The 23,930-nt window shown below is 50.3% G+C and carries 21 protein-coding genes; 9 read left to right on the forward strand and 12 right to left on the reverse strand.

Annotated features, from left to right (window positions below; all coding sequences use genetic code 11):
* The coding region (locus tag FE296_RS32585; RefSeq protein ID WP_190944984.1) for a hypothetical protein at positions 1-451 on the forward strand (451 nt) is incomplete at its 5' end.
* 24 nt (positions 452-475) lie between these two features.
* On the opposite strand, the gene FE296_RS01110 is transcribed toward FE296_RS32585, so the two are convergent.
* The 5 genes from FE296_RS01110 to FE296_RS01135 are packed head-to-tail and all read right to left on the reverse strand — an operon-like array spanning position 476 to position 5,163.
* Positions 476-664, reverse strand: a complete 189-nt coding sequence (locus tag FE296_RS01110; RefSeq protein WP_150364062.1) for a hypothetical protein — start codon at positions 662-664, stop codon at positions 476-478.
* A 6-nt stretch (positions 665-670) separates the two neighbouring features.
* A complete protein-coding gene (locus FE296_RS01115) occupies positions 671-1,342 on the reverse strand; it encodes a class I SAM-dependent methyltransferase (RefSeq protein ID WP_124116680.1) in 672 nt (223 codons plus the stop codon).
* Complete coding sequence (locus FE296_RS33155; RefSeq protein WP_223868730.1) at positions 1,339-2,877, reverse strand: glycosyltransferase family 4 protein; 1,539 nt, start codon at positions 2,875-2,877, stop codon at positions 1,339-1,341. Before FE296_RS33155 ends, FE296_RS01115 begins: the two co-directional genes overlap by 4 nt.
* A gap of 1 nt (position 2,878) precedes the next feature.
* Entirely contained in the window at positions 2,879-3,871 is a 993-nt protein-coding gene (locus tag FE296_RS01130; protein ID WP_150364082.1) for a glycosyltransferase, read from the reverse strand.
* Complete coding sequence (locus FE296_RS01135; RefSeq protein WP_150364063.1) at positions 3,871-5,163, reverse strand: hypothetical protein; 1,293 nt, start codon at positions 5,161-5,163, stop codon at positions 3,871-3,873. Before FE296_RS01135 ends, FE296_RS01130 begins: the two co-directional genes overlap by 1 nt.
* Before the next feature lie 382 nt (positions 5,164-5,545).
* On the opposite strand from FE296_RS01135, the gene FE296_RS01140 reads away from it, so the two are divergent.
* The 4 genes from FE296_RS01140 to cydC are packed head-to-tail and all read left to right on the forward strand — an operon-like array spanning position 5,546 to position 11,809.
* On the forward strand, positions 5,546-6,961 hold the full coding sequence (locus tag FE296_RS01140) for a cytochrome ubiquinol oxidase subunit I (protein ID WP_150364064.1): 1,416 nt from the start codon (positions 5,546-5,548) through the stop codon (positions 6,959-6,961).
* Positions 6,933-7,961 (forward strand): cytochrome d ubiquinol oxidase subunit II, encoded by a 1,029-nt coding sequence (gene cydB / locus FE296_RS01145; protein ID WP_150364083.1) that lies wholly within the window; start codon positions 6,933-6,935, stop codon positions 7,959-7,961. The genes FE296_RS01140 and cydB overlap by 29 nt, the downstream gene beginning before the upstream one ends.
* A 1-nt stretch (position 7,962) precedes the next feature.
* Positions 7,963-9,870, forward strand: coding sequence for a thiol reductant ABC exporter subunit CydD (gene cydD / locus FE296_RS01150; protein WP_150364065.1), 1,908 nt, complete (start codon positions 7,963-7,965; stop codon positions 9,868-9,870).
* Between the two features lies 1 nt (position 9,871).
* Complete coding sequence (gene cydC / locus FE296_RS01155; protein ID WP_150364066.1) at positions 9,872-11,809, forward strand: thiol reductant ABC exporter subunit CydC; 1,938 nt, start codon at positions 9,872-9,874, stop codon at positions 11,807-11,809.
* A 222-nt stretch (positions 11,810-12,031) separates the two neighbouring features.
* On the opposite strand, the gene FE296_RS01160 is transcribed toward cydC, so the two are convergent.
* The 3 genes from FE296_RS01160 to FE296_RS01170 form a co-directional block, all read right to left on the reverse strand.
* Positions 12,032-12,991, reverse strand: coding sequence for an MraY family glycosyltransferase (locus FE296_RS01160; protein WP_145325010.1), 960 nt, complete (start codon positions 12,989-12,991; stop codon positions 12,032-12,034).
* Positions 12,992-13,109: 118 nt separating this feature from the next.
* Complete coding sequence (locus FE296_RS01165) at positions 13,110-13,925, reverse strand: hypothetical protein (RefSeq protein ID WP_150364067.1); 816 nt, start codon at positions 13,923-13,925, stop codon at positions 13,110-13,112.
* A 69-nt stretch (positions 13,926-13,994) separates the two neighbouring features.
* Positions 13,995-14,312 (reverse strand): ArsR/SmtB family transcription factor, encoded by a 318-nt coding sequence (locus FE296_RS01170; protein ID WP_223868731.1) that lies wholly within the window; start codon positions 14,310-14,312, stop codon positions 13,995-13,997.
* Positions 14,313-14,666: 354 nt separating this feature from the next.
* Between FE296_RS01170 and FE296_RS01175 the strand changes: the two genes are divergently transcribed.
* Positions 14,667-15,056 carry a nuclear transport factor 2 family protein gene (locus tag FE296_RS01175; RefSeq protein ID WP_150364068.1) on the forward strand — a complete coding sequence of 130 codons (390 nt, stop codon included), beginning with the start codon at positions 14,667-14,669 and terminating at the stop codon, positions 15,054-15,056.
* Positions 15,057-15,280: 224 nt separating this feature from the next.
* Here the strand turns inward: FE296_RS01175 and gntK are convergent, their stop codons facing one another.
* From gntK to FE296_RS01195, 4 genes are all read right to left on the reverse strand, one after another.
* Complete coding sequence (gene gntK / locus FE296_RS01180; protein WP_124116672.1) at positions 15,281-16,831, reverse strand: gluconokinase; 1,551 nt, start codon at positions 16,829-16,831, stop codon at positions 15,281-15,283.
* Positions 16,832-17,119: 288 nt separating this feature from the next.
* On the reverse strand, positions 17,120-17,947 hold the full coding sequence (locus FE296_RS01185) for a carbohydrate ABC transporter permease (protein WP_091035913.1): 828 nt from the start codon (positions 17,945-17,947) through the stop codon (positions 17,120-17,122).
* Between the two features lie 20 nt (positions 17,948-17,967).
* Positions 17,968-18,834 carry a carbohydrate ABC transporter permease gene (locus FE296_RS01190; RefSeq protein WP_091013252.1) on the reverse strand — a complete coding sequence of 289 codons (867 nt, stop codon included), beginning with the start codon at positions 18,832-18,834 and terminating at the stop codon, positions 17,968-17,970.
* A 128-nt stretch (positions 18,835-18,962) separates the two neighbouring features.
* Positions 18,963-20,237, reverse strand: coding sequence for an ABC transporter substrate-binding protein (locus tag FE296_RS01195; protein ID WP_150364069.1), 1,275 nt, complete (start codon positions 20,235-20,237; stop codon positions 18,963-18,965).
* A 323-nt stretch (positions 20,238-20,560) separates the two neighbouring features.
* On the opposite strand from FE296_RS01195, the gene FE296_RS01200 reads away from it, so the two are divergent.
* From FE296_RS01200 to glpK, 3 genes are all read left to right on the forward strand, one after another.
* The gene (locus FE296_RS01200; protein ID WP_124116670.1) at positions 20,561-21,328 is read left to right on the forward strand and encodes a GTP cyclohydrolase II; all 768 of its coding nucleotides are present in this window, start codon (positions 20,561-20,563) and stop codon (positions 21,326-21,328) included.
* A gap of 191 nt (positions 21,329-21,519) precedes the next feature.
* A complete protein-coding gene (locus FE296_RS01205) occupies positions 21,520-22,089 on the forward strand; it encodes a glycerol-3-phosphate responsive antiterminator (RefSeq protein WP_026081418.1) in 570 nt (189 codons plus the stop codon).
* A 28-nt stretch (positions 22,090-22,117) separates the two neighbouring features.
* Positions 22,118-23,605: a glycerol kinase GlpK gene (gene glpK / locus FE296_RS01210; RefSeq protein WP_124116668.1), complete on the forward strand. Its 1,488-nt coding sequence runs from the start codon at positions 22,118-22,120 to the stop codon at positions 23,603-23,605.
* Positions 23,606-23,930 lie beyond the last annotated feature (325 nt).

A 23,930-nucleotide genomic window follows, 5' to 3' on the forward strand; every position in this document is an offset into this window, starting at 1 on the left:
GCAAGCGCTCGCCGGCGTAGGCGCCTGGGCCGCATGGCTGCGCCTGCTGCAAGCCCTGCCGCCCCGCGGCGCGCTGCCGTTGCTTGCAGCGCTTCCGCCTGCGGCACGCTGCGGGCTGCTGCGCGCACCCGCGAGCGTCCGCGAAGGGCTGCTTGCGCTATGCGGCCCGCCTGACGGCGCGCAGCAGCCCCACGCGGACGAAGTGCCCGCCTCGGGGCGCAACGCTCACGCGCTCCTCGCGGGCACGCTCGCGCTGCTCGCCGGGCGGCAGAACCTGGCGCGTGAGTGGGCCGAATCGGCCCAACTCACTGCGCGGCAACCCGCCGCCACAGGTCGCCCTGCGACGAGAATCCCGCCGGGCCTGCACACCCTGCTGCGCCTGACAGCACCCGGCGCAGCCTCTGCTGATGAATACACTAACCAGTGCAACATGTTACTGGTACATCTTTAATCTTTAATCACTAATCTCTGATTTCTAGTCCCCAACCTCCAACCCCTGTACATCCCCACATATTCCCGCAATAGCCCATCCGATTGAAATTGCAAAAGCAACGGAGCTACCGGTAATCGGAGCATTGCCCGAACCGTGCATGGTTCCGTTGCTAATGGGTGAAGTCCTCAAGCCCTCAATTTTCCACTCTGCACTTAAACCAGTGTAACCCAATTCGTCTCAACCCTTGCATATCACCGCTCGAAAACAGCGGATCGGCGTGCCGTACATGTCAGACCAGATGGCATCGTCTGGCTCTACCACATTCAGCTTATCTTCAATGGTTAATCCGGTGACAGCCATGATCGTCTCCAGTAGATCCGGCCGCATCTCGGGTACATCAAAGGTAGCGATCAACTGTCCGTTTGGCTTCAGTACCCGGGCGAATTCCCGAAACGCCCGCAGCATCGTGCCTGTATCCAGATGCTCCAGTACAGAGATACAGAACACCCGATCAAACTTACCCGACTCATACGGAAGCTGGGCCAGATTAGCCTTTGCGCGGTGCAATCGGACGAGAGTTGATTCCGGCAGATCATGGGCGGCCTGCTCGCCAAAATCAGAAACAATATCCAGCTTTATAGCCTCTTCAGACAAAATGCGTTCATCCCAGTCACAGGCATGAACCTCACGGCAGTGTTCGGCAAGCCAGAATTTGAACGGATGGGAGATGCCGCAGGCTGCATCAAGGACCACATCATCCGGACGTGCAAACCGCCGGGCCCATTCATATTCGTAGGGACGGCTCCACCATGCCGGATGCAGGGGGAAGACCAATGTGTCCGTTTTAGGGTCACTTTGCCTAATGTATCTTGATTCCATGAATTCCGGTGCCTTGGGCGTATCCATCATCCCCGAATTCCCTCCTTTAATCCTGTCTCTGCCAAAAAAGATTCCAACACCGTGCTCCACCGGCTCCGCCATCTGGCAAGATCATAGGACAGTGCGGTCTCGCGCGCATAGATTCCCAGTCGTTCCCGCTCGGCCCGATCCTGTACGAGACGTACCAGTGCGGCGGTTAGTTCCTGCTCACCAGGAGGTACCAGTAGCCCGTTAAAACCATCCTGAATCAGATCATTCAATCCGCCAACATTGGAGGCAATTACCGGGAGTCCACAGCTCATCGCTTCCAGACAGGCATAGGAGGTGCCTTCCGAGAACACGGTTGGAATTACGGCGATATCTGCCTGATGGTAGGCCTCCCGAATATCCCGGAAATCATACGTGCGCTGGTTAATTCGCCCCGCATGTGGATGAGTAAGATGCCAGTAACGAAAGACTCTCCCGACCGTACTGCCTTCGACCAATTCCCCGGCAAATTCAATCTCCAAATCCGGAAAAGCCCCCAGTAGTTTATCCGCTGCTAGCATCATTGGAATAATGCCCCGTTCCATGCTGATGCGGCGCGGATATATAATGCGAATTGGGCGGGGAGAGGTCAAGCGGACATCCATAGTTTTCTGTTCAACCTGTCCCTGAATCGGAACATTATCCTGATATTCAGCATCTGCTTCTGCTAGAACATCTGTAGCCCAATCCGTTGCATTTCGAAGGTTACGAGCAACCCTATACGTTTCGCCATTTACCTCGGCTGTTTCCAGTTTTGATAATTCCAAATGGAGATCTACCGCGCCCTTCTCCTCTCGTTCTTGATCGTCTGTATCCCCACCTCCATCTCCGTTAGCCTTCGCACTGTACGCTCCATCACCACTTGGTCCAGCCTGGCTTTCCTCAGCTTTCAACCCTGATATAACTGCACCGGCATTCTCCTCATGACTCGCCAGATCGGTCTTCCATGCGGCAAGCCATTCGTCTTCCTGTTCCTGCTCGAGTGTGCGCGTTGGCGGGGCAGGTGTGAAATAGGACGTATCCACTGCATTGGGAATCAGGACGACCTGTCTTGGATCGGTATAGGTGCACGCAGCCCGGCAAAAGGTCTGGAAATGGGAATCCACCGATACAATGCGCACGAGTCCATCCAGAGCCAGTTGAATATGTTCCGCCACTTGTTGTTTGGTCTCCAATGGCAGTCCGGGGCGATCCCAGTTAATGCCGTGACAGATGCCAAGACTGCCGGGTTTGTAGGTGATGGGTTGCCACAGACAGCTGGCATAGATTACCGGGCCGCGCGCAGCTGCTGCCATCCGGTCAAAGGCTTCCGGGACATTATCCATGTCGTACGAATAACCAAATACGTCAATCTGCTCCGTTCGAGTCTGGAATGCCTCAAAATAGGACAGTTGATGGACCTCGGGAATATGTCCGAGTCCACGGATGACACTGCACAGATCCAGAATATATCGTTCCAGCCCACCACCAAATACCCGGCCGAATTCCCGGTTGTACCCGTCGGTGAAGCTATGCGTCAGAATACTCACCACGCCCATCTCACGGTCCCTCCTTCCAGGGAATCAGCCGAGGTTCCGGATCAAGAATCGACTCGTAGTGTGCAAGATTGCCCGACTCGCCGCTAGGATCAATACGCTTGTAACGCAAATATTTACGCACCCGATCCTCCAGACTGCCTGCCCAGCCGAGATGCTGAACCTTCAGTTCCGTACTGACTCCAGGCAACACGGTGCAGGACAAGGGAAGACGGGGAACATGATGATTCTGTTGTGGATAAAAATAAGGATATCCAGGCATATACCGTACAAGTGAAGCAGTATGCCGTTTGTGCAGACACCAGAGATCATCTTCACGGTAATGGGTCCGGCCGCCCCACATGTCGTAGAAACGGAATGCAAACCAGTCCGCATACTCCTGATTAATCAGCGTGCGTATGGCTTTCTTGGCCTCAGAGCTGTATAGCTCATCCGCATCAACCGAGAGTAACCAGTCAGGGTGTGTGCCTGCCGCTGCTTGCCACAAAGTGTTGCGTAGCCGCCATTCCTCGGCGAACAGCGGTTTCTCCAACACCTCCAAACGGACCACTTTCGGATAGGCTTTGCATAGATCCGGGGTTCCGTCTGTGCTGGCATCATCCACAATCACGATTTCATCCACGAACTCGCTCAGATCATGCAATACTTCTTCCAGGTATCGGCCACGCTCATTGCGAACCTGGAGCATCGCGGTTAGTTTGTTGCCTGTGCTTTTACGAACCCGACTGATGGAGTGGGGCTCTTTGAATACACTCGTTTCCTCTTCTGTTGCAGAAGCATCCTGTTCTCCCTGAACTTGTGCACCGCCCCAGTGATGTACCTGGCTTCGGATGTTCTGCGCTGGTTGTGCAGGATCTGGCGTGTGATTGCCATCTCTCGATGCGTCTGTATGTGTTCGATCGACTGTTTCCGTTGGCGTGTAAGTGGTTTCGGTTCGGATATCCCTGTGCACCATTGGCCCATTCAACTGTTGTCTACGCTTCTTCGGGTCCAGCATCATGGCACCTCCCCAAGCAATTGCTGTACAGCATGATCCAACAGCTCCAGCTCCACAATCCGGGCCAGCGCATCTTCATCCTCCAGTGCTGTCTCAAGGAAATGTCGGACTGCCCCGTGTCGTTCCCCTCGCAGTGCCAGCGCACTGCCGGATAATTGCTGATAGTCCCGGCGACTGACATCATCCTGAATATCGACTGCATGCACCAGAGCCAGTGCCTCTTCCACACGTCCAGTCTCCTGGTAGATGCGGAATTTCCAATGTCTCGCGGTTTCTCCGCCAAGTTCATCCAGGATGCGCAGCGCAGTTCCATAATCATCGTTCATACGCAGTAGTTCCGCTCGTACAAGTTGATCTTCTCCCGCCTCAAGCCAGCGACATAACTGTTCATAATGATGCCGTTCTTGTTCATGGGCTGCACTAATTCCATACACCCGCAGGGCGTCCTCCAACTGTCCGACCCGGGCATGAATGGCAGACAGGAATCTATAGTGGGAGACTACACAGTCACTGCGACCATTCAAGACCGCATGGGAGAATGCCTCTTGAAGTGAATTGATAGCCCGAGGATCTTCAAGCAAGTACTCATAGGCTGCCAGCAAAAAGGATATCGTCTCATGTGCACCTGCTTTGGCACGAAGCTGGCGGTAGAAGTCGGCACGTACACTGCATTGAAGCAGGGTGACGCTATCCGGAGTGCCTGACAGGATCTGCCGCAGCGCATGCAGGAAGAACAGTTCGTAGTCCCGGAGAGGGACTTCGAGATCATCCTTTTGCATTGTACCTGCAGGTGCAGGGTCTTCACCGCCCAGCCAGATAGCGCGTGCACCTTGGAAAAGCAGCTTCATATAACGTGTTTCGGAGGATGTGCCTACCAGATCGGCGATGCCGACCAGTTTGGAAATACTACTCTCCCATAAGGGAGATTCTGCTTCGTTTCCAGCAGGCTCAGGGAGCAGGGCGATACATAGCTCAGGCTCCAGCGAAGCCGTAGCCATTAGCCAGTAGGGATGGGCGACTACGGCTACGGTGCGAGGTTCCAGCAATAGCTGCTCGGCTTCAGGGAGGGAGATGACGGTAATGACCGGAGGTACATCTTCTGTTTGCGTCAGGCTGCTGACATAGTAGACTTCTCCCTCGATCGACAGCAGTGCAGCAATATCGGGATAGGGAAAGGATGACCAGCCCCCTTTGCGAGGGAAGAGAACATATCGGACCGGGGACTGTGTTGTACTGGTCTTATCCAGGCTGACTTCGGAGTCTTCACCTGATAATGGCGCAGGTTTTTCCATGAATCGTTCACCTCACCTTGACTGTAATATGGCGCGTCATTCGTTCTGCATGTACTTCATGCTTTCACTTCATATGTAAAGCCCTCACGGTACTTCGCATGATATGCCTGAGACTAACATATGGGCATTCCGTCCCAAACATGAGTATCTTCCATCAATACATGAAGTTGGCAAGCTGAGATAATAGACTGAATTTTATCTTTTGTGTGACCAGGATCACTTTTTTTGCTCTAGAGACGAAGATTGTGATAATTATCACATGTATAAGATAGGTAATCTGGCACAATACGTTCATCAACGTATTTGGCGGACAGACAGCGAAGGTGCAGCTTCAATGCCAGATACGCATACTGCGAAGTGAACAGAAAGAAGGGGTAACGGTATGGATCCGATTATGTTATCGCGTATCCAATATGCACTTACAACGATTTTCCATTTCTTTTTTGTCCCGCTATCCATCGGTCTTGTACTGTTGGTTGCAATCATGGAGACGTTGTACGTTGTTAAGGGTAAGGAAATCTACAAAACGATGGCGAAGTTCTGGGGCAAGCTGTTCCTGATTAACTTTGCCGTCGGTGTAGTCACAGGTATTCTGCAAGAGTTCCAGTTCGGCATGAACTGGTCCGAGTACTCTCGGTTTGTGGGGGACGTGTTCGGTGCGCCACTGGCTATTGAAGCGCTACTGGCGTTTTTTATGGAGTCTACATTTATTGGTTTGTGGATATTTGGATGGGATCGTTTGTCCAAAAAAGTGCATCTGGCCTGCATCTGGCTGGTGTTTGTCGGCACATTCCTGTCCGCGCTGTGGATTCTGGCAGCCAATTCATTTATGCAGCATCCGGTCGGGTTTGAGATTAACAACGGCCGAGCCGAGATGAATGATTTCTTTGCACTCATCACGAATGGTCAGCTTCTCGTCGAGTTCCCACATACAATCTTCGGGGCCTTGATGACAGGTGCTTTGGTCGTAACGGGAATCAGTGCTTACAAACTGATGAAAAAACAGGATGTGGAGATCTTCCGCAAATCGTTCAATATAGCGATCATTATTGCTCTTATCTCCTCATTCGGTGTCGCTTTCTCCGGGCACTTCCAAGCGCAATATCTGGTGGAGACACAGCCGATGAAGATGGCAGCCAGTGAGGGCACATGGACGACGACAGAAGATCCAGCGCCATGGACGGTGGTTGCTTTTATTGACCCGGACAAACAGGAGAACTCCGGTGAGATCAAAATCCCAGGGTTACTCAGTTATCTGTCTTACAGTAAGTTCTCCGGTAGTGTCAAAGGCATGAAGGAGCTTCAGGCTGAATATGAGCAGACGTATGGAACGGGGGACTACATCCCGCCAGTTCGGACAACGTTCTGGAGTTTCCGCATCATGATTGCAGCAGGTGGTTTGATGATTGCGCTGGCGCTATACGGTACGTTCCTGGCCATGCGCAAGAAGCTGGAGGTCGCTGGAAAGTGGTTTATGCGCCTGATGGTATTCGCCATCTCCCTACCGTTTATCGCCAATACATCTGGTTGGATTATGACCGAGGTTGGTAGGCAGCCATGGACGGTATTTGGTTATATGACCACCGAAGCCGGGGTCTCACCGAACGTATCCGCAGGAATGATCCTGTTTTCGACCATCGCTTTTACCGCCGCGTATACGGTTCTCGGAATCGTGATGGTATACCTGTTCGTACGTGAGATCAAGGCAGGGCCGTTTGCGGTCGAGAAGCCAGAAGATCACGATAAATCGGCCGATCCGTTCGGCGTGGATGGGGGTTATTCCGTTGTCACTAAGTGAGTTGTGGTTTTTGCTGATTGCCGTATTGTTTGTCGGTTTCTTCTTTTTGGAAGGTTTTGATTTTGGTGTGGGGATGTCTACAGGCATTATTGCCAAAACGGACCGCGAACGCCGGACCCTGATCAACTCGATTGGTCCGTTCTGGGATGGTAATGAAGTATGGCTGATTACAGCAGGGGGCGCCATGTTTGCAGCCTTCCCGCACTGGTATGCCACGATGTTCAGTGGTTTCTACCTGCCGCTTGTGGTAGTGTTACTCGCCTTGATTGGTCGCGGGGTTGCCTTCGAATTCCGCAGTAAAATGAAACAGCAGCGCTGGCGCAAAACATGGGATATCATCATTGTGGTATCCAGCGCGCTCCTGCCTTTCCTGTTCGGCGTAGTCTTTGCCACGTTCATGAAGGGTCTGCCTATTGATGGGGAGATGCAGTTGCGTGCAGGATTCTTCGATATTGTTAATCCGTACACCGTGATTGGTGGTTTGAGTGTAACCCTGCTGTGTCTGGTTCATGGATTGCTGTTTGCCTCACTACGAACAGTCGGGGAACTCAGAGAGCGTGCCTTGAATACAGCGCAAAAATTGATGCTGCCGCTGGCTGCACTGCTCGCTGTTTATGCGTTAATGACGTATTTTATGACCGATGTATTCACCGTACGGGGCTGGGCCCTTTGGATCATGGTTGTATTTGGCGCAGTCGCGCTTGCACTTGCGGCTTACTTCGTGCGTCAGAAGCGTGAAGGCTGGGCTTTTGGTATGACAGGTGCGGTGATTGCAATTGCCTTTGCTTCTGTATTTATCGGGCTGTTCCCAAGAGTCATGGTGAGTTCGTTTGGTTCTGCATTTGACCTGACCGTATACAATGCGGCATCTGGTGCTTATTCATTGAAAGTAATGACGATTGTGGCTTGTACACTGCTGCCATTTGTCCTTGGTTATCAGATCTGGAGTTATTATATCTTCCGCAAACGCCTGAACGAGCAGCACCACCTGGAGTACTGATATGGGACGGGGGCTGCTGAAGCTGCCGGGCATCCGGCCAGTACTCGCGCTGGCATCAGCGCTGGTACTGTTACAGGCGATGACGATCATTATGCAAGCCAAATGGCTGGCACAGGCCATCACGGCATTGTTTGAAGGTTCATCCGTAACAGAGCAGTACCCTGTACTGCTGCTGTTCTTGGCTGCTTTTGCCGCCCGATACGCTCTATCCTTCTGGTTACAACTCGTGACATCACGATATGCGGAGAGGACAGGGACTGATCTGCGCAGACAGATGGTGGAGCAGTGGTTCAGACTTGGACCGCGTTATGCCAAGACGGAGGGCACAGGACATCTGGTTACACTGGCACGTGAGGGAACAGCCCAGTACAAGACGTATCTCGAACTATTCATTCCTCGCATGCTGGGCATAGGATTCACACCCATCGTCATTCTGCTGTATGTGTTCAAGCTGGATCTGATGTCCGGGGTTATTCTGATGCTGACACTACCGATCCTGATCGTGTTCATGATTCTGATTGGCCTCGCAGCCCAGCGGAAGATAGACGGACAATTCCGATCCTACAAAGCACTCGCTAACCATTTTGTTGATACCTTGCGTGGGCTGGAGACGCTAAAAACATTGGGACAGAGCAAAACACATGAAGGCTCCATTCGGCGGGTCAGTCAGCGGTATCGGAAGGCGACGATGTCCACCCTGCGTATGGCTTTCCTTTCTTCGTTTGCACTCGATTTCTTCACCATGCTGTCCGTTGCTTCCGTGGCGGTTGGTCTGGGATTACGTCTGACGGAAGGGCATATGCTGCTTGGCCCTGCGTTGACGGTACTGATTCTGGCACCCGAATATTTCCTGCCTGTACGTATGCTCGGCGCTGATTATCATGCCACATTGGACGGCAAGGAAGCTGGAGCGGCCATTAGTCAGGTGATCGAACGGGGTAGAGCCGCTGAACAGAAACAGAAGGAAGCCTATGCTAATGTTGTTGCGCACCCGGATACGGCAGAGGACGAAGTAGGATCTACACCATCATTACCTTCGGGTAAAAGGAAGGCCGGCATCTCGACCATACGTGTCGTGTTGAGCGATAACATGGCTGCGGTGCATCCTGATCTTGATCCCGATGTTATTCCTGAGCTTGTTTCTTCCGCTTCCTCAGTGTTCTCCTGGAATGAGAATAGCAGATTGGCTCTAACGGATGTACAGGTACGGCATGATGATGAAGGTCCTTATTCGCTAAAGGATGTCACATTTCAGATCACGGGTCTTGGCAAAATCGGTGTTATTGGCGCCAGCGGAGCAGGCAAGTCCACATTAATTGATGTATTGGCTGGTTTCCAGTTACCTACTTCGGGTCAAGTACTGGCTAACGGACAGCCGGTTACACCGGATATGCTCGAATCTTGGCGAAGACAGACGGCAGCTATCCCGCAGTATCCGTATATCTTTAGTGGAAGCTTGGCCGATAATGTTCGTTTCTACATGCCGGAGGCTTCGGATGCGGAGGTGGCCAAGGCCATTAGCGCAGCTGGATTAACCAAGCTTCTGACCTCATTATCCGCTGGGTTGCATGAGCCTATTGGGGCTGGCGGCCGACAGCTTAGTGGTGGGCAGGAGCAACGGGTGGCTCTGGCAAGAGCCTTGCTTAGTCAACGGAACATCCTGCTGCTTGATGAACCGACAGCTCATCTGGATGTGGAAACAGAGTATGAACTGAAACAGACGATGCTGCCGCTGTTTGAAGGCAAACTTGTATTTTTGGCTACCCATCGTCTGCACTGGATGCCACATATGGATCGGATTATTGTCATGGATGGCGGCACAGTGGCAGAGACGGGAACACATCAGGAATTGCTGGCACGACAAGGTGTATATTATCAGATGATTCAGGCTCAGATGGAGGCGATATAAAATGAAGTCCGGATATGAACATATGGAGACCGTCCGTAACGGAAAAGAAAAAAATAGCTGGATCGCTCCGTATGTGGCACAGTACCGCTGGAGATTCATCGCAGTCATTGCGCTGGGTACATGCGCTGCCTTGTGTGCGGTACTGTTGCTGTTCACCTCCGGATTTCTGATCTCCAAGTCTGCGCTGCGTCCTGAGAATATTCTGATGGTGTATGTACCTATTGTTGGTGTACGTGCATTTGGAATATTCCGCGCGGTGTTTCGATATATCGAGCGCTTGGCAGGACATGATGCCGTACTGCGTGTATTGGCCGATCAACGGGTGAGACTATATCGCATTCTGGAGCCACAGGCCCTGTTCTTGCGTTCTCGCATGCAGACTGGAGATGTACTTGGAGCACTCGCCGATGATGTGGAGCGGTTGCAGGATATTTATCTGCGTACAGTCTTTCCCGCTGTTACTGCACTTGTGATGTACGGCGGGGCTGTGATTGCTTTTGGCCGTGTTGATCTGGGATTTGCGGTGTGGATGGGCTTGTATATGTTATTCCTTGTTGCCGCGCTACCTGCGATTTCCCTGAAAGTGACGTGGAAATGGCGTGTACGGCTGAAAAAGGAAAACAGCAGGTTGTATACCCGACTGACTGACGGTGTGCTTGGACTGGGAGATTGGCTTGCAAGTGGACGAGCAACCGAATTTGTTCAGCAGCAGGAAGAGGCGGAAGAACAGGTCGATGCGATTCGTCGCAAGTTGCGGCGCTGGACACGCTGGCGTGATCTGATGGCCCAGTGTGTCATTGGCCTGATGGTCGTATCCGTGACGCTATGGGCTGGAAACGCCGCTTCTGTCGGGCAATTACCTGCCGTGATGATTGCTGCTTTTGTATTGGTGTTATTCCCGCTCACGGAAACACTTCTGCCTGTAGGGGATGCGGTGGAGCATCTGCCTCAGTACCGGGAATCACTGGACCGCTTGAAACAGCTGGAAGGGAAATCGGATCTTCAGGGGCAGACTGGAGTGGATGATGTTGGCGGAACAGGCAAATCGATCTCTGTAGTAAAAAACGGCAACATGATGGCTGGACAGTCATCCGAGTCCTTGCCAGCGGCGAATGATATTCCGGACAGACGAATTCGCCTTCGCATTCCACCCAAACTAAGAGCAGACATCGAGATTAATCGCGTAAGTTACCGTTATGCAGCGGATGATTCCTACGCCGTACATGATGTATTCCTTCATCTGCCACAAGGCAAACAATTAGCTATTCTTGGACGAAGCGGCGGCGGCAAATCGACATTGTTGAAGCTGATTCAGGGGGCATTACTTCCGTCTGCGGGGAAAGTTCTGATCAATGATTTGCCTGTGCAGACCTTGGGTGAGAGTATCACTGATGTCATCGCGGTGCTGAATCAGAGCCCACACCTGTTCGACACCACAGTAGCCAATAATATGCGGATTGGTCGTCCACATGCAACGGATGAGGAGATTCGTAAGGTGGCCACGCAAGTAGGTTTATCTGGTCTGATCGAATCCTTGCCGCAGGGATATGATACGCCGATGCTGGAGACGGGGCTGCGTTTCTCCGGTGGGGAAAGGCAACGGATTGCTCTGGCCCGGGTACTGCTCCGGGAGACACCTGTTATTATATTGGATGAACCAACCGTTGGGCTTGATCCGGTGACGGAACGCGAGTTGATGCGGACCATTCTTGACATTTTGCAAGGCAAAACGATGATATGGGTGACCCATCACCTGATTGGTGCGGAACAGATGGATGAACTTATTTTTATGGAAAATGGAAAGATTGCCATGCAGGGTTCTCACGAACAATTGCTGGCTGGGGAAGAGCGATACCGCCGTCTCATTGAACTTGATCGGCCGAGGTGGACAGGTCGGCAGCAACAAGAACAACCGTTGCCACCGGTAGCCTCGAGATAAGTGTGAGCTTATGAGCGCCTGCGTTTCAAGATGTGTGGATGTTGCATACCAGCCCAGATGATTGAGCTGGACTGAACCTATACATGAATTATCAATTAGCGAATGACACCGAATGAGTGCGGAATGAGCACTTAACCATGTAAGCATAACAAATAGACGAGCCAAGAAATCTTGGACTCGTCTATTTTTACATTTCGACATGAACGCTTACATTGCGGATACTTACATCTCTACCAGCATCAATATAATGGAAGACAGACACAGGCAGGTACTAACCAGATAGAGGACAGCAACAACCTGTTTGTGATTCAATCCGGCACGCAGCAGTCGATAATGGGCTTGACTCGCATCTGCCTGATAAATCGCTTTACCTTGAATGAAGCGTTTGATAACGACAAAGATGTTGTCGAAGATCGGTACACCCAGCGCCAGAATTGGAATGAAGATGGACAACATGGTTGCTTGTTTGAATGCACCGTCCAGAGCGATAACCGCCAGAATGAAGCCAAGGAACGTAGCGCCTGCATCACCCATGAACACTTTGGCAGGAGCTTTGTTGTACTTCAGATAACCAATCGTTACACCGACCAGAATGATCGACATGAGTGCGGAATCACTTTGACCTTTGGCAAGCGCCACGATGAACAGGGTAATTGCCGAGATGGCCGATAACCCGCCAGCCAGTCCGTCCATGCCGTCCGAGAAGTTGATGACTGTTGTCACCCCGAAGATCCACAGGATCGTGAGAATGAATTGCAGCCAGATTGGAAGCATGACATACTCCGCGTTGAAGGGATTCACAAATCCGGTGAACGCAATGCCAGAAGCAAATACGAGTACTGCCGCAGAGACCTGTACGAGCATTTTGGGCAGGGCAGGAAAATCTTTGCCTTTTGTTTTGTACCAGTCGTCGACGGTACCAATCGTTAGCAGAAGCATACCACCAGCGACCAGAGCCGCTGTTTCCCATGTGATTTCTTTCGTCAGAGCAATGTATGTCAGGAAAAATCCAGTAAATATCGCGTAACTCGCCGTGAGCGGGATAGGTTGCCTGTGTAGCTTACGCTCCACATCTTCCCGAGGCTTGTCCACAAAATCGAGCCGGTGAGCCAGTCGACCAAGCGGCGGAATAAGCAGAACCACGACAGCAAAAGACACTATAAAAGCCAGTATGTATACCATAAACTCGCTTGTTTCACTCCCATCTACCAATTTCCCCTTATTATACGAGTTAAACAGGAAATCTGTCGATGTCATTATTGTAACCAGACGTACGCAAAGGTGAGCCAAAGTCCAGGTTTTATCGCATTTGAGGAAGATAGGGGCCGAAATAATGATTTACATTTTCTGCATGATATCCATCGTCACCTTGCCAGGTTGCTGCAAAGACAAAATCGCCGGACCCCCCTTTGCCTTTCCTCGGTTTGTCCCCAGGAACCAGTATGCCGGCTGCCGCCCAGATTTCCAGCAGCGCATCGCGCTCCTGTTTGCTGGAAGGCAAGAGATCCTTCCACTTTTTCTCGAGTGAACGAGCACTGTCTTTGGGGTCTTCCGTCTGAGCTGCTTCAAGCAGATTGACAAGAATCGCCTGATCTTCAGGGGTTACTTCATAGCTTGTATCGTTGTCCTGTAGCAGTAATTCCAGATCCATCAGGCAATAGATAAGCCAGCCATGACGCACGCCGCCCCACTTGATCCGTTCAAAGTTCAGGACGTTTAAGTCGACGTTGGAATATTCCTTGTCTGATTGCAAACGCAGGAAGTTGCAATCCCCACAGGAGCTGGTGTTGGGGTGAAGGGCAGGACGTTCCCCGTAAGTATGCAAAGGCATGTTCGATGTTAAAGCCCAACTGGATAATGCGCTGCGCAGATAGACTTTTTTGGTGGACAGACTATGTAAAAATGCCGAAATCACCCGTTCTTTAAACGAGTCATCCTGATGCATGTCGTACAGACGTTGGACAATCTCGTCATGCGTGATCGTGAGTGGATCGAACATAACACCTTTGCTTTTGGCATATTCAAATTCATCTCCAGAGAAGGGTAGAGAGGTTGTTTTCCAGCCACCACCTCCCCAGAAGGTGCTCAGCAGTATCTTTGCTGCTTTTTTGTCCATATGGTTAGCCTCCTTTATGGGAATTGCGATCATGATGAAAGTAGTTCTTCTATCTCAAATCTGCTTACTTTAATGTACGTATTCCTCGGTTGTATTCAGGATCATCTCGACGAGGCCTGGAAAACGTGTGTTTAGTTCTTCCTTTCGTAGGGAATAAAAATGCTGTTTACCTTCAATGCGTGGCTGGATCACGCCAGCTTCACGTAAAATTTTGATGTGATGGGACAACGTGGATTTGGAAATATGGTCTACTTCGAAGGCGGAACAGTTTTTCTCGCCAGAGCTGGCCAGACAATGTGCAATTTTCATGCGGATCGGATCACCCAATGCATTGCAGACCGTGGTCAACTTCAGTTCCGAAGCCATAGGTATCGTTGGAGTTCTCATATCTATGACGTTAGCATATTCGGCCACACCTTTCAATGTTTGAAAAATTTCGAACTATAGAAGTTGAACTGTAACTATTACACTTGTTTACTCCGATTGCAGTACCATCTTTCGATCGCTCTTATCCCCAGATTTTCTTTATTCCCTTGGTCCAAGGGAAAAATCCGGTGATAAATGCGCACGCTTCGCTTCTTCAGATTGGTTCTGCACTCTCCGTGTTAGTGTAAAAGTCGGTCTCAACTTATATATTTCTTGCGGGCAGTATAGGAAGTGTGTTACATTTCTTTTCGATTAGTTCGAAAATATTCGAACTGAAAGATTGGAAAATGGCTTTTTATTCTGGGAGGAATATAAATGAGTACTATGAGTACCACTACACTGTTGAACAACTATTTCCGTTTATTTGATGCTTCACGCACAGACGAGCGCGCCATGGAGGACTTATTGTCCCTATTTACACCGGACGCAGAGATTGTACTTAACGGTACAAGCCGAACAGGATTCGATGGCTTCATGAAAGCTTTCTACGAGTACAATAAGGACGTAAAACATATGTGGGACGGTTGGGTGGAACAGCCTGACGGCAGCTACCAAACCAACTGGGCGGTATGCGGACAAGCGGCGGACGGAACGGTATATGCCAAAGCAGGCATTGATATCGCGCGTGTAAATGATGCGGGCCAGATTGTGTATCTGGAGAATGTACAGGCCGACCAGAATGCGTTCAGCAAGTATAATCAGTAATAGCGCAGAAGCCCCACAGTCTTTCGAACTGTGTGGCTTTTTTTTGTGGCATATTTTAGCTAATTTGAAAGGCGCTGAGGACGAAGGCTTCATCTATCCAATAACACAGTTTCTGCAAGAAAATTGGTACATAAAACCGTACATAAGATATGTAAATGAAAAAGGCCCCCCGCATGTCTAAAACATGGCGGGAGGGTCCTCATAAACGTACATGCACGTCATCCTTACCCTTGCATTGTCTTATTCTGAAAAGCAGCGATATCCGCATACTCTTCTTCGAATTTGCGGGAGATGCGGATGAAGATCGGCAGCAGTTCCCGGTAGACACGGACACTGTCCGGGTCCGGTTGGTGCCGGTGTGTTGATCCGATCATGCCGGAGACGGCACTTAGGGAATCGATGCGGCCAAGAGCATACAAGCCCAGTACGGCTGCGCCGAGACAGGAGCTTTCAATACTTTCGGGGATGATGACATCCTGATCGAAAATATCGGCCATCATCTGGCGCCACAACTCAGAGCGGGCGAAGCCGCCTGTCGCCTGGATTTTTTTCGGACGGCCAATCTTTTCTTCGATCGCCAGCATGACCGTGTACAGGTTAAACAACACACCCTCAAGTGCAGCGCGAATCATATGTTCCTTCTTATGATGCAGCGTCAGGCCGAAGAACGAGCCACGTGCATTCGGATTCCAGAGCGGAGCCCGCTCACCTGTCATGTACGGATGGAACAGGAGACCCTCCGATCCCGGAGGTACGTTTTCAGCTACACGAGTCAGCACTTCATATGGATCGATGCCAAGTCGCTTCGCCGTCTCCACCTCGGAAGCCGCAAACTCGTCCCGAATCCAGCGGAAAATAACACCGCCGTTGTTCACCGGTCCGCCAATGACCCAGGCATCCTCCGTGAGCGCATAACAGAAGAAGCGTCCTTTTGGATCGGTCACCGGTTTATCTACGACCGTACGAATCGCTCCACTGGTACCAATGGTCACGGCCACGACGCCTGGATCAATGGCGTTAACGCCCAGATTGGACAGCACGCCATCACTTGCCCCAATGACAAACGGTGTGGTGACCGCGATGCCCATCTCCTTGGCGTACTCCGGGTTCAATCCATGTTTCAGCACATGTGTGGTTGGGACCAATCGGGACAGGTGTTCCGGCGTAATGCCCGCCACATGCAGCGCTTCTGCATCCCAGTTGAGTTTCTCCAGATTCATGAGTCCGGTGGCGGAGGCCATCGAGTGGTCAATGACGTATTCAGAAAATAATTTATAGAAGACATATTCTTTCATGGATATGAATTTGTACGTCTGTCTGAACAGTTCCGGTTGATCCCGGGTAAGCCACATGATCTTGGTGAGAGGGGACATCGGATGAATTGGCGTACCTGTTCTCAGATAGATTTCGTGACCATTCATCTCCGATTTGAGCACTTCGGTCCACTCGGCACTGCGATTATCTGCCCATGTCATGGCCCGCATCAGCGGTTTGCCGTGTTGATCGACTGGCAGAATGCTGTGCATGGCCGAGCTGAACGATACAAACAGGATGTCCTCTGGCTTCACTCCCGCTTTGGACGTGGCCTGTTTAACGGACTCGATGACTGCTTTGAAAATATCTTCCGCATCCTGCTCCGCAATCGCAGGTGTGGGGGTGTGCAGCGGATAATCGGCACTGCCTTGAGCCACAATGGTTCCGTTCTGTTCGAACAAGACGGCCTTAGTGGAGGTTGTGCCGATATCTACGCCGATCATATAGGGTGAAGAAGCCATTTTGTCATCCCTCTTTCTTAAATATATAAGTGAAAGAATGCTGTTACACGTTAACACTTCGGGTACAGAAAGCCTTCCGATCGCGTAAATGCGAAGCATATGCTTTCGAAGTAGCTTTCCTTCAGAAAGCTTTTAATTCCATTTCTTCAGGCCCTTTCTGTCCCCTTCGCGCACGTGGCGCTATTCATCCAACTTATATGGCATCTGTTATTTCAACTATAGATAAGAATATCAGACTTGAGGGATGGATCAAAATAGATCAGACCACGCTATCGCTTTTACACATCTTCAGTCCTTCACCGCCCCTGCGGCAATATCCGAAATAAACTGACGGCTGATGAACAGGAACATGACAATCAGTGGAATGACGGCAAGCAGCGTACCTGCGATCACCATCGCATAGTCTGTGTTATACAGTCCGTTCAATTGAGACAACGCAATCTGCAACGTGTATTTGCGTTCATCCGTCAGGACGATTAAAGGCCACAGGTAGTCATTCCATACGCCGATAAAGGTGAACGCGCCAAGGAAAGCAAAGGCAGGTCGCAAAATCGGCAACGCCACGTTCCAATAGAGCCGGAAGAAATTACAGCCGTCGATGCGGCCTGCATCCAGCAGATCGTTCGGAATGGACTCCGTGGCATACTGGCGAATCCAGAAAATACCGAAGGCGTTCACCATGCCCGGAATAATAAGAGCTTTGAAGGAACCGACCCAGCCGAACGTAGCCATGAGTACGAAGGAAGGCACCAGCGATAGCTGGGAAGGTACCATCATGGTCGCGAGCAGCAGGATGAAGAGCCACTTTTTGCCGGGAAATTCAAACTTCGCAAACGCAAACCCCGCCAGTGAGTCAAAAAACAGTACAAGAATGGTCACGAGGCCCGACACAAACAACGTATTCAGAAAGGCGCCCCAGAAGTCAATCTGCTGTAACACCCGCGTAATATTATTCCACAATTCGCCCCCGAACCAGAGCTGCGGTGGAAACTTGTAGATATCGGACGTTGTCCGGGTAGACATTACAATCAGCCAATAGAACGGGAACATGGATATGAGCATGCCCCCGATAAGACCGGTATACAACACCAGCGATTTGAGGTGTTTGGACGCCATAAGCGCTCCCCCTTGTCACATCAGGATGATTTGCCTTGAACAAGCTTCCAGTTCACAATCGAGAACAGGGCGATAATGAGGAACATGCCCCAACCAACGGCAGCGCCATATCCGAAGTAATTGTTAATGAAGGATTCACGGTAGAGATACAATACAATCGTCATGCCTGCTGCACCAGCGCCACCATCGTTACCTACCAATACTTGAGGCTCGGTGAACAGTTGCATACCCCCGATCGTTGATGTAATGACCGTAAACAGGATCACAGGACGCAGCATCGGAATTGTAATTCGGAAAAAGGACTGTATCGCTGATGCGCCGTCAATCTTGGCCGCTTCGTATAATGTCTGCGGAATACTTTGAAGTCCGGCCAGATAGATGACGGCGTTATATCCGGTCCAGCGCCAGACCACCATGGAGGAAATCGCGACTTTGATGCCCCATGGTGCATTCAGCCATTCCACAACAGGTAGCCCGACCGACTGCAACAGATAATTGAGAAAGCCATAATTGTTGGCAAATAAGGCACCGAAGATAATGGCTACCGCTACGATGGACGTGACGTTTGGCAGGAAATAACCCACCCGAAATAATGTACGGAACTTCACAAATGGTGCATGCAGCAGAAAGGCAATAATCAATGCGAAGAAGAGCATCGGAATCGTCGAATAGATCCAGATCATGAACGTGTTGCCCACGGCTTGCCAGAACTCGGCATCGGTCAGCATGTATTTGAAGTTGTTGAACCCGTTGTACGTCATGACACCGATGCCATCCCATTTATGAAAAGCCAGATAGAGTGAGAATCCGATCGGGAACAGGCCAAATACCGCAAACAGAATATAAAACGGCGATATCGCAACATAAAGTGCACGATGCTCCCACATCCTGGACCACAGTGACTTCTGCCGATCCAGATCAGGTCTTGCATTTCCGGGATCGGGAGTAAGACGAGGTTCAGTTACAGCCATATGAATTCCTCCTTTGCGGATAACGAAACCACACGTTCTTCAGGTTAACGCTGCAATTCCCGCTCGACGCGGTGTACCGTATCTGTCCAGACCTGCTGTGGATCGGCATTTTGCTTCGCGACATCATTCAGCCGCCGGGTGATAATGTTGTGTACGGATGGGTATCTTTCGCCAAAAAAGGCATCCGGCACTTGCTGTGCCGATTCGGCAAATACAGGCCCCGTCGCCTGTCCGCCGAAGAAAGGTTCTTCTTCTTTCATGGCAGGATCATCAAATACACCTGGTGCAGAAGGGAAAAGGTTCAATGTCTGGTATTGCTCCAGCTGATTTTCGGGACTTTGCAGCCAGCGAACCAGTTCGAAGGCTTCCTGAGGATGTTCACTCGACTTCAGGATGGACAGGAATGATCCCCCGTTGTTGCCATCTCCCCCTGGTGCCCGAGCGACCCGCCACTTCCCGGATGTATCCGGAGCGGCTTCCTGAAGAACTTGTTTCATCCAGACAGCACCTACAAAAGAGGCGATTTCGCCATTATTCATCGCGGCGTTCCAGCCTGGAGTCCAGCCGTCTGCGTTGGCAAGTAGTCCCTTCTCTTTGAAGGCAATGGATGTATCCCAGCTTGTTCGCACCAGAGCAGAATCCATGCCGATGAATGAACCATCTGGACGGAAATAACGTTCAGCTCCTTGCGACAGCACTTGGTTGTAAACGCTTCCAATGTTATCGGTCAGAAATACCTTTCCTCCGAATTTCTCCTTGATCTGTTCTCCGGCAGCGGCATATGCATCCCAGCTGTTGATCTGGCGTGTAACGTCTTCGGGATCAGATGGCAATCCGGCCTCCTTGAACAGATCTTCTCGGTAGAAGAGGGCAGTTGGCCCCGTATCCATCGGAAAACCGATCATCTGTCCGCTTGGCGTAACGCCTTGCTTCCATTTCCACGGCAGATATTGGTCTTCAATATCTCCTGCACCTAGATCATACAGATTATAGAAACGGTCCTCACTGGGGAATAGCTCCATGATCCAGTCGTTCAATGCCACAATGTCTGGTTCACCTGAGCGTGCAGCGAGTGTTGTTTTGAGCTTTGCTTTGAAATCACCGCCGATTTTCTGAGCTGTCAGTTCGATATTGGGGAACCTTTCCTTAGCCCTGGCAATCAACTTATCATCGATGGAACGATTCCAGTACCATAATGTAAGCGCTACTTTTTTGTTGTTCGCTGAATCGTCCTGTCCGGGCCAGATGGAGCATCCGCTTATGAGCAGGACGCAGACCATCAGTATGGCTGTCCAGCATGTTCTTTTCCGGCGGATCATGTGTATTACCCCCTCATCGTTAAGTTCGAGGCATGAAGTGCTTTGGACTACAACATTAGTGTATGAGCAGTTTATAAACTCATACCCAATATTCCTAAAATGAAACACATATTTGTGTCGGTTGCGTAACATAAATTGGGTAGTTACTTTAAAAATAAAAGTTACTTGACACATTATAATTTTTATTCTAAACTAACTTACATAAAGTAACTAATGATGATGAGAATAATATAGATACGTACTATATAACATCCAAGTGATCCAATTTCACGCTGGATGCGAATCAATCAACATACAAGTTGGCCTAAACAGGAGGAACGACAATGATCAATTCACATATTATTCAACTGCTTGCCCCCAAAATTCAGACTTTTCCGAGTGGAAAAGAGTTTATATACCTGGTGGGACCAATCAAGCTTCCGGTTAACCTCGACGGGGAGACCAAGACATTCCAGTGGTACAGCTGGATGAAATCGGACAAAGCGATGGAGAGCGGCGAGTTAATCGAATCTCTTGCTGCTGCTGAACTGGCAGAGCGTCAACAATCCAGTGTTCTGGTGTACGGTGACTTTGCTGAAGCACAAGAAGCGCTGATCCGGATGCATAGCATCTGTCATACAGGCGACATCTTTGGCAGCAAACGCTGTGATTGCGGCTTCCAATTGGAGCAATCCATGAAAATGATCGCCGCACACGGAGCGGGTGCACTGTTCTATCTTGCGAACCACGAGGGACGTGGTATTGGTCTGTTCAGCAAAGCCATGGCGTACATTTTGCAAGAAGAAGGTCTGGATACGGTAGATGCAAACTTACAGCTCGGATTCACAGACGATGCTCGTAATTATGACGATGCGATTGCCGTATTGCGTGCGCTTCGCTCAGCTCCGGTTACATTGATCACCAACAATCCACGGAAGCTGGCTGCTTTGCAGGAAGCAGGATTGAATGTGGGCGGACGTGTCCCACTGTGGGGAGATCGTTCTGCTTTCAACGAGAAATATCTGCAAACGAAAGTGAACCGTTCTGGTCACTTGGCGGAAAGTGATGGCTGGGCTGGGGCAGAGACGCTGCTTCCGCATGCGCAGGCTTAATCCTTATTCATTGAACATATACGATTAGCTGATTAGCCGTTGTTGTACTCTCCGCTATGGAGAAGTATACAGCGGCTTTTTGCATGGATGACAGGGTAGCGATCAGGTTTTCCTGATTCACGGAATGGCTTGCCGTTCCCACAGTTCGGATTATACAATATAGTCATCTGATGAATGCGGGAGGAACCAAGGTGCCATTTGAGGGACAACGTATATTGCCGGCTGCGAAGAGCATGAAGCAGTTTGAGGCGATGATTGAAGGCCCTTATACCTATGGGGTGATGCTGGAAACGCATATTGCACAGCTTCAGAGTGTAATGGACGAGGCGCGGCGGTATGACAAAAAGATACTTTTGCATGCAGATCTGGTACAGGGATTAAAAAACGATGAGTATGCGGCAGAGTATCTGTGTCAGCACATTCGCCCGGCAGGACTGATCTCTACACGAGCGAGTGTCATTCAGAAGGCAAAGCAGAAAGGCATTACAGCCATACAACGTATTTTTCTGCTCGATACCCATGCACTGGAGAAAAGTTATCTGTTGCTGGCCAAAACCCAACCGGATTATATTGAAGTATTACCTGGCGTCATTCCGCATATTATTGCGGAAGTATCTGTGCGTACAGGGATACCCATTATTGCGGGGGGATTGATCCGTTCACCGGAAGAGGTTGAACTTGCGCTTGGCGTCGGGGCTACGGCAGTGACCACATCCAACGCAGATCTGATCCGACACTTCGAGAAATCGCTTACACCGTAAAAAGAACCCACAACAGGAGGTTGGCTGTATGGAAAAATATATATTGGCTCTGGATCAGGGAACGACAAGCTCCCGAGCTATTCTGTTTAACCGTGGCGGGGAGATTGTGCACATTGCACAGCAGGAATTCCCCCAGTATTTCCCCAAGCCGGGCTGGGTAGAACAGAATGCCAACGAAATCTGGAGTTCCATTCTTGCCGTGATGGCTTCATGTCTGGCAGAGAGCGGAATCAAACCTGTTCAGATTGCCGGAATTGGAATTACGAATCAACGTGAGACGGTTGTGGTATGGGACAAAGAAACAGGCAGACCCATCTATAATGCAGTGGTATGGCAATCCAGACAGACCGCAGATATCTGTGAAGAATTGAAGACGCAGGGTCTCGGGGACCTTTTCCGCCGTAAAACAGGATTACTGATCGATCCCTACTTCTCGGGAACAAAGGTGAAGTGGATTCTGGATCATGTCCCTGGTGCCCGGGAGCGGGCAGATAAGGGGGAACTACTGTTTGGCACGATTGATAGCTGGCTGATCTGGAAACTGAGCGGGGGTACACATGTCACGGATATATCCAATGCCTCACGTACCCTAATCTATAACATCTATGATCTGCAATGGGATGACGAATTGTTGGCTATCCTCGACATTCCTAAGGCCATGCTGCCAGAGGTACGGGGTTCATCCGAGGTGTATGCACACACAACAGACTATCATTTCTTCGGTCATCGGATTCCGATTGCGGGAGCGGCAGGTGATCAACAGGCAGCGATGTTTGGTCAGGGCTGTTACACCAAGGGCAGTATGAAAAATACATATGGTACCGGTTGTTTCATGCTTATGAATACGGGAGAGAACCCGGTACAATCCAATCACGGACTGATTACAACGATTGCCTGGGGGATGAATGGCAAGGTTGAATATGCGCTCGAAGGCAGCATTTTTGTTGCAGGTTCAGCGGTTCAGTGGCTGCGTGATGGATTAAGAATGCTTCGCTCTTCAAAAGATAGCGAGGATTACGCCACACGCGTGCTTTCGACAGACGGCGTTTATATGGTACCTGCATTTGTGGGACTGGGCAGTCCGTATTGGGATAGTGAGGTTAAGGGTGCGGTGTTTGGCCTGACCCGAGGAACGACAAAGGAACACTTTATTCGTGCTACGCTTGAGGCGTTGGCGTATCAGACCAAAGATGTACTGGAGGCCATGGAATCAGACTCGGGTATTCCCGTGCATGCTCTGCGTGTGGATGGCGGGGCGGCGGCCAATGATTTCCTCATGCAGTTCCAGAGTGATATTCTGGGCATTCCTGTCGAACGCCCAACGGTGAATGAAACGACTGCATTGGGTGCGGCTTATCTGGCAGGTTTGGCGGTTGGATATTGGACGAGTGCGGATGAATTGACGGATCATGAAAATACGGAGCGTGTCTTCCAGCCTGTTATGGCTGAGCAACAACGAACAGAACTGTATACAGGCTGGAAGCGTGCAGTGAATGCAGCAATGGCTTTTAAATAAAAGGAATGAAATGAATATTTTTTGGTGTGGGTATTTGTACTTTTTAACTAAACATATGTTATAAATGATATTTACTGGTGGAAAATGATGCATGATTTACAGGGTTATTCTTCCTGGAGAAGGCAAAATATATACCCACTATAAGGAAAAAAACAAGGTTAGTGGATTCATTTGAAATTCCATCCTTTGGCATAACAACTTTTTGAATTTTTTTTGAATAATGTGTCATTTCAGGACTTCACGCCGTCAAAAATCTGTGATAGGATAAAGGCACAAGTTAAAAAATGATGTCTGGAGATCGGGAGGGACCACGTGCCGCTCAGCA

Origin of the sequence: Paenibacillus sp. UASWS1643, assembly GCF_008693195.1 — a bacterium.
Taxonomy (GTDB): domain Bacteria; phylum Bacillota; class Bacilli; order Paenibacillales; family Paenibacillaceae; genus Paenibacillus; species Paenibacillus amylolyticus_B.